The organism is Maritimibacter alexandrii, from assembly GCF_005871115.1.
GTDB classification, from domain to species: Bacteria; Pseudomonadota; Alphaproteobacteria; order Rhodobacterales; family Rhodobacteraceae; genus Maritimibacter; species Maritimibacter alkaliphilus.
On the sequence record NZ_SWKQ01000009.1, the window covers coordinates 1,430,314 to 1,444,627 of the forward strand.

Consider the following 14,314-nt stretch of genomic DNA (forward strand, 5'->3'; position numbering starts at 1 on the left):
CACCATTTTCAGGAGTGACTTTAATGCTGCGATTCGCCGCCCCTCTATTTGCCGTTCTCACACCCCTTCCTGCCGTCGCGGACGCCTGTGACGAGATGTGGTTCATCCGGAACCTGCATTTCGACCGGGCCGGATACTGCTTCGGGTCCACGCTGGGGCAGAACATCTTCGACAATGCCGGATGCACCGGCAAAGACATCCGGCTCGACGCCGAAGCGCAGGCGGGCGTGGATCATATCAAGGAGATGGAAGGGTATCACGGCTGCAAGGTCGACACCGCCGCCGAGCGGATCGACATGCCCAACGACTACATGTTCCGCAAGCTCGAGGATTTGCCTGCCCCGTCCGAAACGGGCTCGGCCTGTATCGGCTGGCGCGGGCCCGAGATCGCGGTGCTGGCCGGGCACAGGATGGATGCGCCCGTCGTGGGCACGGTGCGCCCCAGCATGGACATCATGTGGGATTACGAAAGCTTCGGCCCGGCAGGGTGGGAGATCGTTTCCGTCTACGAAGGCTCGGACTGGGTCGGGCTCGGCTGGGTCGAGGGGCCCATCGATCCGGGCCATTGCACCCAACTCGCGGGTTAACGCAGTTCCACCTGCGCGCGGGCCGAGCGTCCGTCGGCGTCGATCACCGACAGCGTGACATGGCCGGGGCCGGGCAGGTCCAGCATGTCCTCGCGCGCATGGCTGGCCACGCGCACCGGCGCGCCGTTCGCGAGCACGGTAAAGGGCGGACGACCGTCCCTGATCTTGACCGCAAGCGGCATCCCCCCGGTCTCGACCGTCGCGCCATCGGGGGGAAAGGCCAGTTCCGGCTGCCCCTTGGGCGCGGCGAATACGGCGCCGCGCGGCTTGAATTCGCGAAGGGGTAGGGGAAGGGCGGCGTGGCTCAACATCAGCGTCCCTGGCGGGGGCGGGCCGAGCGGTTCGATCTGTGGGGTCACGCGGCTGAACGCCTCGAACAGGATCGGCGCGGCCATGTCGGCCCCGAACGCCCCCGGCACGGGCGTCCCGTCAGGCCGCCCCATCCAGATTGTCACCACGTAGCGCCCGTCGAACCCTACGGCCCATGTGTCGCGGTGGCCATAAGACGTCCCGGTTTTATAGGCGAGGCGCAGGCGCGGCGCGTTTGGCGGCGGCGGAACCGACGACAGGATATGCCCGACCTGCCACGCGGCCTCAGGCGTGACCAAACGCGCGGGCACGGCACGCGGCGTGTCCGGGCGATGGCGCAGGGTCGTCACCTGTCCGCCGTTCGCAAGCGCGGCGTAAAGCGCGGTCAGCCCCTCCGGCGTCACCCCCAGACCGCCAAGAGCAATGGCCAGACCGGGCGCTCCACCGGGAAGCCGCGGATCGGTGCCCGCCGCCTCCAGCGCCGCATAGACCCGCGCCGGGCCGATTTCGGACGCGAGCGCGACGACGGGGATGTTCAGGGACAGGCGCAGCGCCTCGGCCACCGTCACCGGGCCGCGATAGGCGCCATCGAAATTCTCGGGCGCATAAGCCCCAAATGCGATGGGCGCGTCGTCGATCAGAGTTTCGGGATGGGCGAGACCGTCGTCAAAGGCCATCGCGTAGATCAGCGGTTTCAGCGTCGACCCCGGCGATCGGTGGGCGATCGTCATGTCGACGAACCCCTGCCGATCCGTCGGCGCATAGCCCGCCGACCCAACGCTCGCCAGCACTTCGCCGGTCGTGTGATCGGCCACCACCATCGCGATGGACAACCGCCCCGCGCCATGATCGGCCACCGCGCGCGCGGCGAGGGTTTCGAGCCGCGCCTGAAGGTCGGCGTCCAGCGTCGTGGCGATGCGCCCGCCCGGTCCCGGCCCCTCGCGCCGCGCGCGGTCGGCCAGATGCGGGGCAAGCGCAGGCATGTCGCGGCGCACGCGCGGCACCGGATCGCGCCGCGCCGTATCGGCCAGATCGGGAGTGAGGACGCCCTGCCGCTCCATCCGGTCGATCACCCGGTCGCGGGCGGCCAGCGCGGCCTCGCGGTGGCGATCCGGGCGGCGGGTTTCGGGCGACTGGGGCAGAGCTACGAGCAGCGCGGCCTCGGCGGGGGTCAGCCGTCGCGGCTCCTTCCCGAACCACGTGCGGGTCGCGGCGCGGATGCCCTCGGTGTTGCCGCCATAGGGCGCGCGGTCGAGGTAGAGCGCGAGGATCTCGTCCTTCGTGAGCCGCCGTTCCAGCGCGAGCGCCAGTCTGATCTGTCGCAGTTTGCCGGAAACGGTCCCGGTCGGCCCATCCTCCAGCAGACGCGCGGTCTGCATGGTCAGCGTCGACGCGCCCGAGACGACACCGCCATTGACCAGCGCCTGCCCCACGGCCCGCGTCATGGCGACCCCGTCCACACCTTTGTGCCGATAGAACCGCTTGTCCTCATAGGCGACGAGCATCTTGAGGAACATCGGATCGACCGGCGCGCCCTCGAGCCCCATCCGCCAGCGCCCATCCGCGACCGTATAGGCGCGCAGGAGCTGCCCGTCCCGGTCCAGCACCTCGTCCGACACCTCTACGGTGAGCAACGGCACCTCGGTCCGGTCCACCCAGTCGTCCAAAGCATCGCGCCCCGCCGCCGCACCCCAGAGCGCGACGGCGAAGGCCAGCCCACCGATCAGGGTGGTGCGGCGTGTCACTCGATCACCACCGTCCCGGTCTCACCCGTCGCGCGGTAGTCGGGGCGATACATATCCTCGACCGACACGGCGGGATGATGGAACGTCCCCGGCGTCACCGCCCGCACGATATAGGCAAGGCGGAAGGCCCGGTCGGACTGCCAATCGACAGCGGCGAGGAAGCGGTCCTGCCGGAACTCGCTGTTTTCCAGATCGCTGGTCAGTTGCAGCCAATCGAGCGCCTTGATGTCGCCGCCCCGGATCAGGTTCGGGTTGTCGATCTCGAACCCGGCCGGCAGCGGATCCGACACCATGAGGCGCCCGTCCGAATAGCCCTGTGGCGTGACGGTCACGACCGTGACCAGCCGTTCGCCCTGCGCCACCCGCGACACGTCCACCGGCTCGCCTTCCATCGAATAATACTGACGCCCGATGGTGTAGCCGTTCGAGGTCGGCGGCTCCGGCTGGGTCGGCACGCCAAAGGCGGTGAGCGTGATGTCCACCGGCGCGTCGCCCGTGTTCTCGACCGTCCAGGGCAGAGACAGCGAAACGGGGTTCATCACCTCGACCATCGGCCCCGTCATCGGCTCGCCGTTCAGAACCAGCCCGGCGTTCGGGGCGTCTTCGAGCAGGGCATTGGCGGCGAGCAACGACCATGTCGCCTCCTGCGTCGACCAGTACCGGTCGCCCTGTGCGATCCGGTTCACCAGCGCGGTCCGGTCTACGGCTTGCGATCCGGCCTCCACCGCCAGCGTCAGGACGGCGGCAGCATCGCGCAGATCGGTGCCGTAATCCGCACGCCAGATCTGCCCCTCCGACTCCGGCTGGGCCATCAGGTCGGCGGCCTGCGCGAACATCCGGTCGGCGCGGGTCGGGTCGCCATAGGCAGCGAGTGCGGCACCCAATTGCGCCGCCGCCAGCGGCCCGTCGAATTCGGCGGCCTTCACGTCTGCGTAATAGCGCAGATCGCCCATCGCCGCCGCGCCCTCACGCGCGAGCACGTACAGCGCATAGGCAAGGTCTTGGCCCCCGTCCTCGAAATCCGGGTAGTAGTTCACCCGGTTCCTCAGGTTGTCCATCGCCGCACGGAACGCGGTGTCCGGCACGGCGTAGCCCTGCGCGCGGGCCCGCGAGAGGAAGTCGGACACGAAGCTGTCGAGCCACATGTCGCCACTATCGGGGCGCCACAGCCCGAAGCTGCCTGATGAGGACTGGTTCGACAGGATCGCCTCGATCGCCTCGTTCACGCGCTGGGGCAGGTCGTCACGATCCTCAAGCCCCATCGCCTCGGCCACACCGCCCATATAGAGCAGCGGGAGCGCGCGGCTGGTCTGCTGTTCGGTGCAGCCATAGGGGTAGCGGTCCAGCCGGTCGAGCAGACCGGGCGCGTCGATCTTGGCGAGCGGCCCGGCGGCGATGGTGGCGCGGGCCGAGGCCAGCGTCAGGCCATCGAACACGTCCTGCGTGAAGGTGAAGGTATCCCCGGCGGCGAGCGTGAAACGGTTCTGGCGCACCACCTCCGGGTCGAGCGTTTCGACCGGAATGGTCAGCGTCTTGGTCAGTTCCTCACCCGACGGGGTTTTCAGCGCCAGAGCGATCTGGTGGATACCTTCGGACACGGCGGCGATTGGCACGGAGACCCGCGCCGTTTCGCCCTCGCCCAGCGTGATGTCGTCGGCCAGAACGCCGCCGCCGATCTGTAGCCCCGCCGAGGTCGCGGTGACGGTCACATCGCCGGTCGGCCCGCTGGCATGGGTGAGTTCCAGAAGCATCCGCGCCTCGTCCCCCGGCGCCATGAAGCGCGGGACCGAGGCCGTCATCACCACGGGGTCACGCACTAGCACATCGCCGCCCGCCTGACCCACGCCGGTGTCGGACCACGCGACCGCCATCAGGCGGACCGAGCCGTTGAACTCCGGCAGGTCGATGGTGGCGGTGGCGCGGCCATCGACCACTTCGAGCGGGCCGAAGAACTGCGCCATCAACTCTTCCGTCGGCGGCGGGGCCTGCATCCGCATCGACGCGGCGGCATCGCCCCCCGACCGGATTTCCCCCATCTGGCCGGTCATGCCGTCGATGAGATTGCCGTACAGGTCGCGAATACCCATGCCGAGGCGGCGTTGGCCGAAATAGTGATCTTCGGGGTCCGGGTCCTCGAATGACGTGAGGTTCAGGATACCCTGATCGACGGCGGCGAGGATGACATAGGCGGTTTCGCCATCGCGGGTGCCGTCCACCGTTACTGCGACCTCCATCGGCCCGCGCGGCTTGGCGGTCTCAGGTGCGTCCAGACCGACGCTCAGGCGATGGTCGCCCGGATCGACGCTGGCATGGGCCAGCCCCAAAGCGCGGGTCGGGTTGCGCCCTTCGGCCTCGTCCAAAGGCTGGATCAGCGAGGCAGTGACATAAGCGCCTGCGCCCCATTCTTCGGTCACGGGCAGCGAGACTGTGGTCTCCCCGTCCACCTCGATGGCCTCCATATGAATCAGCCGGTTCGAGACGACCGTGACCAGCGCCGTGCCGGGGGTGCGCGGCAGGATGCGCAGGGTCGCGGTGTCACCGGGGGCATAGCCCTCGGCGTCCAAAGACATCTCCAACATGTCCGGCGTTTCCGACACGTCGGCGGGCACATACCAGCCGGCGTAAAAGTCCATCGACGAAGCGAGGTAGGCGCCGCTCGTGCGGCTCACCACGATCTCGTAGCGGCCCCATTCGACCTGTGCGGACACCTCGACCGGATCGGCGCCCAGCGTGGCGGTCCCGGTCGCGACCTGTTCGCGGGTCGTCACAGGTTCCCAATTCCAATAGCCGTCCGAGGAATACCACTGATAGCGCGTGCGCACCCGGTTCACGGCCCATGTCACCTCCATCGCCTTACCCGCTAGATCGGGGCCGAGGCCGATGAGGTCGAAGGTCGCGGTGGAATTCTCGGACACGTCCCCGTCAAACCCCGGCTTGATGCCGATCAGGTCGGTCGCGGGCGTCACGGCAAGGCTCGCCTGCCGTTCAACGGGCCGCCCCGAGCCCTCTTTCACCCGCACAGTCACGGTGGCGTTCAGTGGCCGCCCCGGTGCGTCGATGTCGGGGAAGCTGAGCGTGGTCTGCGCCTGTCCGGCCTCGTCCGTCGTGCCGGAGGGGACCGAGCCGTATTGCGGATAAAGCTCATCCTCCCACATCCCGAAGCGGTAGCCGGGGAAGGCGTCGAGGCTGTCGGCGGCGGTCAAGCGAATGTCGCCCTCATAGTCGAGATCCGCACCCGGCGCGCCGAACAGATAGCGCGCGTCGATGCCCAGCGTGGGCGCGCTGTCGGCGCTGACCGGCCCGGTGGGCAGGCTCAGGTCGAAATCGATGCGTTCCGGCAGGAAATCCTCGACAAGAAGCGTGGTGGAGGCGAGCGCCGGTTCCTCGGTGTCGGTATAGACGTCCAACCGCCACGTCCCACGCGGGGCCGCGCCCGAGACGGGCAGGGCATAGACATGCCCGCCCGCGCCCGCACCGTCCGACACCTGACGGGAATATTCCACCCCATCGGGCCGCGTCAGGATCGCGGTCAGCGGCAGACCGGGGATCGCCTCGGCCACACCGTCACGGGCCAGCGCCGTGGCGTTGATCGTCTCACCCGCGCGGTAGGCCCCCCGGTCAGTCGTCAGGAACACGTCGATGGGCGGGGCGGCGGGATTGCCTTCGACCCCGCGATCCGAAAGATCGAACTCCGGCCCGCGCAGGGACAGATAGACAAGGTCATTCTCGCCCTCGGCCACGACCAGCGCAGGCGCGGCAGAGCCCTGACCCATCGTCACCGCGGCGGGGAAGCTGGCATAGCCCATCGCGTCGGTGGTCGCGGTTCCGATCACCTCGTTCGCGTTCGAGACGAGCTCGACCGAGATCCCCTCCATCGCGTCCGCCGTGGTGAGCGAGCGGGCGAAGACATGCAGCCCATCCGCGCCCCACATCGACGTAAGGCCGATGTCCGAGATCACGAACCACTGGGTCGCGGGCGGCGTGTCGTACGGGTCTTCGCCTTCGATGCTGGCTTGCAGGGCATAGACCCCCGGCTCCATATCCGCGATCGCCTCGCCGATCGGCAGGCGGGTGGTCACGTCGGTGTTCAGTTCGCTGGCAACACTGGCCGCGCCCTCCCACACCACGGTCGCCATTTCGTCTTCGAGGTAATTCGACATCCACGGGTCGATGGAATTGCCCAGGATGTTTTCCTGCATGGTCCGCACGAGGTTGCGGTCAGACACTTTCATCAGCTTCAGCGCCAATTCGTCAGCATTGACCGCGATCACCGGAAGCCCGGCATCCTCGGTGCGTGGCAGCACGTATGCCTTGCCGGGGAAGACGACCGAGGGCGAACGGTCGCGCACGTAATGCGTGACCTGCACCGGCGCGCGCAGCGCTTCGCCATTGGCGGCAGGCAGGCCAGAGCGCAGCGTGATCGTATAGCGCCCCCCATGCTCGACCCCGGCAACGCACAGCTGGCTGCCCGATGCGGTGACGGCGAGCCCGGACGTCTCGGACTGCACGAAATCGGAATAATCCTGCCCGGTCTCGATCAGCGGTTCCGAGAAACTGGCGCAGATGCGCGGTTGGGCGGCGTCGGACTGCACTTCGGTATCGGTCACGCGGAAACCATACAGCCCCACGGCCCGGTCGAGCGCGGCGGAGGTGTCGTCGCGTGGGCTCAACTCCTGTGCCAGCCGCAGCGCGGGGATCATATCGCGGCCCCGGTCGAGCTGTTCCAGCGTCTCGGCCATGATGATAAGCGCATTGGCCCGTGCCGCCGGGTTCGACAGGCGGGCATAGGCGGCGATGGAGGCTTCGAACGCCTGCTGCATCAGCCGCCGACGCTCGCTGTTCTCGGTCGTGACATTGGCTGCGGCATAGGTCAGGCGGGCGTATTCCAGCCAGTCGCCCCCCGCGCCGCTCACCACCGTGGCGGCCCCCATGTTGCGATAGGCGTTGACGAAGTTCCCTTCGCGCTCGGCATCCAGCGCGATGCGGGACAGGTCTTCGGCGGTCCAGCCGCCCGCGACGTAATCGTTCGAAATCCAGCGGGCCTCTTGTGCGGCGGCGGAAATGTCGTAGGGGCGCAGGAACGCCATCAATTCCGCTTCCCGGTCGGCTGCGGCGGCGAGGACGGCCTGCGGTTCGTTCACGATCTCGCCCGAAAAGGCACCGGAATACTCCGCCTCGTCGGAAATCGACGATTTCAGGAAGCACGAGGAATTGCGCGTGTTGAAGGTGAAGGCACGGCACTGGGTATCGCCAAGGCAGGCGGATTCGCAGTTTTCGAGGGACGTATCGAAGATCGATTGCAGGTCTGAGCCGAAGAAATCGACATCGCGGTGGAGGACGAACCTTCGGTCGGGGACGAGATCCTGCGCCATGGTTTGTGCTGAAAAACTAAAGAAAATTGCAATGAAAATGAAAAGCTTCCGCATGACAGTGTCCTCCTGTGCGCCGTCATGTTGCCACGAGGCCCCTTGAGCTGACAACGATTCCTCCCTTTGGCCCTTTGCCCGTTAAGCCGGCGTTCACCTTGTTGGGCGATGGTCGCGGCACTGGCGACGATGGGAGAGCGCGATGACGAATGATGATCTGTTGACCGGCGAACGGCGCGCGCGGATGGCGGCGGAACGGCTGCTCGCTCAGAAAGAGGCCGAACTGAACGAGGCGAACAGGATGCTGTCGCGCCATGCGCGCACATTGTCCGAAGATCTGGTGGAAACACGCGAAGAGGTGGTCGAGGTGCGCGAGGATCTGGAACGCAAGACGGTCGAAGTCGACATCGCCAAACGGCGGCTCTGGTCCTCCATCGAAACGGTCGAGGACGGGTTCGCGGTGTTCGACGCCGAAAGCCGTCTGGTGATTGCGAACCCCGCCTATTACGCGCCTTTCGACGGGCTGGAATGCATCCGCCCCGGCGCGCATTACGAGGAAATCGTCGAGGCCGCGCTGTCCGAAGGCATCGTCGACATCGGTGAGCGGACGGTGCCCGAATGGCGCGACTGGATGCTGGAACGCTGGGCGACGGATGCGCCGGAGCCGCGCCAGATCAGGCTGTGGAACGGCGCCTACCTGCGGCTGGTCGACCGGCGCGCACCGGGCGGCGACACGGTTTCGATGGCGATGGACGTGACGCAAGCGATCCGGCGGCAGGACGCGCTTCGCGCCGCCCGCGCACGGGCCGAAGCCGCGAGTCGCGCCAAGTCCGCTTTCCTCGCCAACATGAGCCATGAAATCCGCACGCCGATGAACGGGGTCGTGGGAATGGCCGACCTGATGGCAGAACACGATCTGGACGAGGAGATGGCGAGCTACGTCGATACGATCCGCTCGTCTGGCCGGGCGCTGCTGACCATCATCAACGACGTGCTGGATTATTCGAAGATCGAGGCGGCGAAGCTGGAGCTGCATCTCGAGCCTTTCGATCTGGAGCAGACAATCCTCGACGTGATCGCGCTGGTCATGCCCTCGATCCGCGAAAAGGGGCTGAAAATCATGCTGGACGTCGATATGTTCCTGCCGACCCGATACGAGGGCGATCCGGTGCGGGTGCGCCAGATCCTTACCAACCTGATCGGCAACGCCGTCAAGTTCACGGCCAAGGGGCATATCCTTGTCCGTGTGATCGGGATGCCGGACGGTGGCGACGCTCGCCAGCGCGTGCACGTCACGGTCGAGGACACCGGCATCGGTATTCCGCAGGAAATGCAGGATCATGTGTTCGGTGAGTTCAATCAGGTCGAGGACGAACGAAACCGCAGTTTCGAGGGCACGGGGCTGGGTCTCGCCATCACGCGGCAACTCGTCTCGCTTATGCATGGCGAGGTCTGGGTGGAAAGCGAAGAAGGCATCGGGTCGTGTTTCGGTTTCGCCCTGTCCCTGCCCGTCGTGGCCGAGGCGAGCCTGCCCGATGCGCCCGACTGGCTGGACCGCGCCCTGCTTGTCATGCCCGACGACCTGAACCGCTCGATCTTGGCCAAGCGGCTGATCGCCCTCGGGATGGAGGTCGCCGAGGCCGACAATGTCGAGGCGGGGCAGGGGCTGTCACCCGGAATGGACGTGATCTTCGTGGATCAGAAACTGATCCGGGCCGATATGGCCGAAATGTGCGCGAACGCCCCGGCCCCGATCATCACCGTGGCCGATCCGCTCGCCGGCGATCACGCCTGCAACGAGGAGCGGATCTTGCACAAACCCCATTCCCGGCCCGCGCTCATGGCGCAACTCGCGGCCCTGCCGGAGCCGAAATTGCCGGGCTTCCGGTCGATCCGGTCGGTGGTCGAGGAAAACCTGTTCACGGGCGACACCGCCGAGGACGAAGCGGATTTTCCCGAGGGCAACCTGTTCGGCCTGTCGGACCCAAAGGCCCATCTGCCTTTGACGCCCGATGTTCCGTCCGCGCCCCGCAAGATGCGGGTGTTGGTCGCCGAAGACAACAAAACCAACCGTTTCGTCTTTTCCAAACTGGTCAAGGCCTGCGACATCGACTTGATCTTCGCCGCGAACGGGTTCGAAGCGGTGGACGAGTTCGAAAACGGCCAGCCCGACCTGATCTTCATGGACATTTCCATGCCCGGCCTCGATGGCAAGGAGGCGACGCGGAAAATCCGCGAGATCGAAACCGAGCGCGGCCTGACCCGGACCCGGATCGTCGCGCTCACGGCCCATGCGATGACCGGGGATGGCGACGATATCATGGGGCACGGGCTGGACGCACACCTGACCAAGCCCTTTCCGAAAGACGCCATTCTGGCCGAAATCGCCGCGAATTGCCCGGCGGATGCGCTGCCTGCGCTGCCCGACAAGGATCAGACTCAGGCGGCGTCCTGATCGACCTCGCCGCGCACGAAGACCGGGCGGTCCGGTGCGCTCATGTCCGGGCGATGCTCATAGCCGCCGAGGTTGAAGTCCGCCAACGCCGCCGGATCGGTGATCCGGTTCTCGCAGATGAACCGCGCCATCGCGCCGCGCGCCTGTTTGGCGAAGAAGCTGACGATGCGCGGCTCGCCATTCTTGGTCTCATAGAACGTGGGTGTCACCACGCGCAGTTTCAGGGCGGGCCTGTCGGCAGCGGTGAAATATTCGACCGAGGCACAGTTGACGAGCGTGTCGGTGCCAATGTGCTTGGCCTCTGCCACCAGCCGCTTGGCGATCCGGTCGCCCCAGAAATCGTAGAGCGACTTGCCCCGCCGGGACTTGAGCCGCGTGCCCATCTCCAGCCGGTGCGGCGCGATCACGTCGCGCGGTCGCAACAGGCCGTAAAGCCCGGACAGGATGCGCAGATGATCCTGCGCATAGTCCATCGCGTCGACGTCGAGCGAGGCCGCATCGAACCCGGTATAGGTGTCGCCCGCGAACATCTCGATCGCCTGTTTTTCGCCCTCACTCGACCCGAACCGCTTGAACCGCTCGGCGTTCAGCTTGCCCAATGCCTGCGAGATATCCATCAGCGCCTCGAGCTTTCGGGGCTGTTTCAGCACGGCCGTTTTCGCAAGCGTCGCGGTTTCGTCCGCGAAAAACGGCGTGGTGCCTCCGGTGGCGACGGCCTCGGTCTCATCAAGGCGTTTGGCGGGGGACACGGTGATAAGCATCAGAACCTCTCGTGAATGAGCGACAGGAAAGCCGACCCGAACCGGTCGATCCGGGCGGTGTCCATACCCTTGATACGGGCGAGATCGTCTTCGGATGAAGGACGGCGCTCGGCGATCTGCTTGATCTGGCCGGGGGTCAGCGACAGGGGTTTCGCATAGCCGTCGATCCCGCGATAAAGGTCACGTGCGGCTTCGGCCAGACGGTCGTAAAGCACACCGCTTTCCGACCCTGCAAGCTTGCGGCGCGAGGGATGCATCGCTTCCGCCTCGCCCGCGATGACCGACAGGAAATCGTCGCCATACCGCTCCAGCTTCTTCGCGCCGACGCCGGAAATTTTGGCCATCTCGTCGATTGTCTGGGGCCGGGTCTCGGCCATTTCGATGAGCGTCCGGTCGGTGAAGACGACATAGGCCGGCACCCGCTGCGCCTCGGCCAATGCGCGGCGCTTGGCCTTGAGCGCAGAGAGCAGCGGCGCATCCTCGTCCGACACCAGCGCCTTGACGGCGGGCCGGGCCTTGGACTTCGACACCGTATCGCGGCGCAAGGTCACCGAAGCCTCACCCTTCAGCACGGGATGCGCCGCCTCGGTCACGCGCAGCGCGCCGTGGCGTTCGGGATCGGGGCGCACGAAATCCAGCCCCATCATCTGCCGGAAAAGCGCCTGCCACTGGCCGCGGTTCATGTCGCGACCCACCGCGAAGGTCGGCAGGTCCTGATGGCCCCGCTGTTTGACCTTGTCCGTCTCGTTGCCCGTCAGAATGTCGATCAGGTGCCCCGCGCCGAAGCTTTCGCCGGTGCGCAGGGCCGCCGACAGCGCCTTCATCACCGGCACCGTGGCGTCGAACGTCTCGGGCGGCTTGTCGCAGTTATCGCAATGGCCGCACCCCTCGGCCTCTTCCCCGAAATAGCCAAGCAGCCGTTGACGGCGGCAGCCATGCGCCTCGGCCAGACCAAGGAGCGCGTTCAGCCGCGCGTGATCGGCGGCGCGCCGTTCGGGCGGTGCGAGTCCCTCGTCGATCTGGGTTCGGCGCAGGCGGATGTCGTCGGGACCGTAGAGCGTGAGCGTCTCGGCGGCCGCCCCGTCACGGCCCGCGCGACCGATCTCCTGATAATAGGACTCGATGGATTTCGGCAGATCGGCGTGCGCCACCCAGCGAATGTCCGGCTTGTCGATCCCCATGCCGAAGGCGACCGTTGCGACCACGATCAGCCCGTCCTCGGTCTGGAACCGCCGCTCGACGTCGCGCCGCCGCTCGGGGTCGAGCCCGGCATGATAGGCGACAGCCTCGTGCCCCGCGCCCCGAAGCGCCTCGGCCAGCGTTTCGGTCTTGGCGCGGGTGGCGGTGTAGACGATGCCCGACAGCCCCTTGCGCGGCGCGGCGAAGTCGAGGATCTGACCGCGCGGACCATCCTTGACCGCGAAGGCCAGATGGATGTTCGGGCGGTCGAAACCGCGCAAAAAGCTGCGCGGCGCCTTGCCCGCGAACAGCTTGGTGACGATCTCGGCCCGCGTTTCTTCGTCCGCCGTGGCGGTGAAGGCGGCAAGCGGCACGCCAAGCGCGGATTTGAGATCACCGATCCGAAGATAGTCGGGGCGGAAGTCGTGGCCCCATTGGCTGACGCAATGCGCCTCGTCCACGGCGATCAGCGTCACGCCCGCACGTTTGAGCAGGTTGACGGTCCCGCCGGAGGCAAGCCGTTCGGGCGCCATGTAAAGAAGCTTCAACCGGCCCTCGGATATCGCACGGAACACCTCGTCCGTCTCTTCCTCGGTGTTGCCGGAGGTCAGCGCGCCCGCTTCGACCCCTACGGCCCGCAGGGCGCGGACCTGATCGCGCATCAAGGCGATAAGGGGGGAAATGACGACCGTTACGCCGTCGCGCAACAAAGCGGGAAGCTGGTAGCAGAGGGATTTGCCGCCGCCCGTCGGCATGATGGCCAGCGTATCTTCGCCCGCCGTCACCGCCGACACGATCTCATCCTGACCCGGTCGGAAGGCGTCGAAGCCGAAGACGGATTTCAGAAGGTCGAGGTCGCGGGGCATGGGCCGGGTTTAGCCACAACCCGTGCCCCTCGCAACCTAGTAGAAGTGGTACATGTTGTTCTGAATGACCGTGCGGATCGCGAAGAGCGCGAGCAGCACGATGACCGGCGACAGATCGAGCCCGCCCATGTCCGGCATGAAGCGGCGAATGCGCGAATAGACCGGATCGACGAGCCGGTTCAGCCCATACCAGACCTGCGCCACGAACCGCTGCCCGAGGTTGAGAACCTGAAAGTTGATCAGCCACGACATGATGATGTGAACGATCACGATGAACCAGATCACGTTCAGGATGGCCAGGAGGATTTGCATTATCGAAAGCATGGGCGGTCCGTTCTTTGTCCGTGCACTGACCTAGGGGCACGGGGGCGCGAGCGCAAGTGTGACGCGCGGGAACGGTTGACGCGCGCTTTTCGCAGGCGCAGCACGCGGGGACAAAGGAGCGCCCCATGTATCCCTTCGTCCGTCTCGCCAAGGAAATCGTCAAATCGTTCGGCCAGTCGCGGCTACCCATCGACGGGGTTCACGTCAGCCACCACATCTGTTGGCCGTGGGATCTGGATATGTTCATGGAGTTGAACAACGGGCGCACGCTGACCCTGTTCGATCTGGGCCGCGTTCCGTTCGGTATCCGCACGGGCATCGCGCAGACCACCGCGAAGCAGAAATGGGGCGGCGCGGTCGCGGGGGCGAGCGTCATGTACCGCCGCCGGGTCAAGATGTTCGACCGGATCGAACTGCGGACCCGGCTGATCGGCTGGGACGACAAGTTTTCCTATATCGAGCAGTCGATGTGGAAGGGCGAGACCTGCGCCAACCATATCCTCGTGCGGACCGCCACGACCGACCGAAACGGGATCGTGACGACGGACCGTGTGCTCGCGGCCATGGGCTATCCCGATCTCAAGTCGCCGCCCTTGCCAGACTGGGTTTCGGGCTGGATCGAGGCTGATACCCACCGGCCATGGCCGCCGGAATTCTAATCCTTCCCCAACGTAAGGTGCTTGCTTCTAAGGTATAACTCCGGCCATACAGTTAACCATAAT

At 66.3% G+C, this 14,314-nt stretch carries 8 protein-coding genes; 3 read left to right on the forward strand and 5 right to left on the reverse strand.

Translation table 11 applies throughout. The features are described 5' to 3' along the window. The first annotated feature begins 23 nt into the window (after positions 1 to 23). Positions 24 to 587, forward strand: a complete 564-nt coding sequence (locus tag FCT00_RS07725) for a DUF4453 domain-containing protein (RefSeq protein WP_138422485.1) — start codon at positions 24 to 26, stop codon at positions 585 to 587. Here FCT00_RS07725 and pbpC read toward each other — a convergent pair. After that, positions 584 to 2,641 (reverse strand): penicillin-binding protein 1C, encoded by a 2,058-nt coding sequence (pbpC, locus tag FCT00_RS07730; RefSeq protein ID WP_138422486.1) that lies wholly within the window; start codon positions 2,639 to 2,641, stop codon positions 584 to 586. The genes FCT00_RS07725 and pbpC overlap by 4 nt on opposite strands. Then, on the reverse strand, positions 2,638 to 8,067 hold the full coding sequence (locus tag FCT00_RS07735; protein ID WP_138422487.1) for an alpha-2-macroglobulin family protein: 5,430 nt from the start codon (positions 8,065 to 8,067) through the stop codon (positions 2,638 to 2,640). The genes pbpC and FCT00_RS07735 overlap by 4 nt, the downstream gene beginning before the upstream one ends. A 142-nt stretch (positions 8,068 to 8,209) precedes the next feature. Between FCT00_RS07735 and FCT00_RS07740 the strand changes: the two genes are divergently transcribed. Continuing rightward, positions 8,210 to 10,462, forward strand: coding sequence for an ATP-binding protein (locus FCT00_RS07740; protein WP_138422488.1), 2,253 nt, complete (start codon positions 8,210 to 8,212; stop codon positions 10,460 to 10,462). Here the strand turns inward: FCT00_RS07740 and yaaA are convergent. From yaaA to FCT00_RS07755, 3 genes are read right to left on the reverse strand one after another with little or no spacing between them, the layout of a single operon-like run. After that, the gene (gene yaaA / locus FCT00_RS07745) at positions 10,447 to 11,223 is read right to left on the reverse strand and encodes a peroxide stress protein YaaA (protein ID WP_138422489.1); all 777 of its coding nucleotides are present in this window, start codon (positions 11,221 to 11,223) and stop codon (positions 10,447 to 10,449) included. The genes FCT00_RS07740 and yaaA overlap by 16 nt on opposite strands. Beyond that, entirely contained in the window at positions 11,223 to 13,268 is a 2,046-nt protein-coding gene (recQ, locus tag FCT00_RS07750) for a DNA helicase RecQ (RefSeq protein WP_138422490.1), read from the reverse strand. The genes yaaA and recQ overlap by 1 nt, the downstream gene beginning before the upstream one ends. Positions 13,269 to 13,304: 36 nt before the next feature. Beyond that, positions 13,305 to 13,592 carry a YggT family protein gene (locus FCT00_RS07755; protein ID WP_040884796.1) on the reverse strand — a complete coding sequence of 96 codons (288 nt, stop codon included), beginning with the start codon at positions 13,590 to 13,592 and terminating at the stop codon, positions 13,305 to 13,307. Between the two features lie 125 nt (positions 13,593 to 13,717). Here FCT00_RS07755 and FCT00_RS07760 point away from each other — a divergent pair, with 125 nt between their 5' ends. Continuing rightward, positions 13,718 to 14,251 (forward strand): acyl-CoA thioesterase, encoded by a 534-nt coding sequence (locus tag FCT00_RS07760; RefSeq protein WP_008331843.1) that lies wholly within the window; start codon positions 13,718 to 13,720, stop codon positions 14,249 to 14,251. Positions 14,252 to 14,314: the final 63 nt, after the last annotated feature.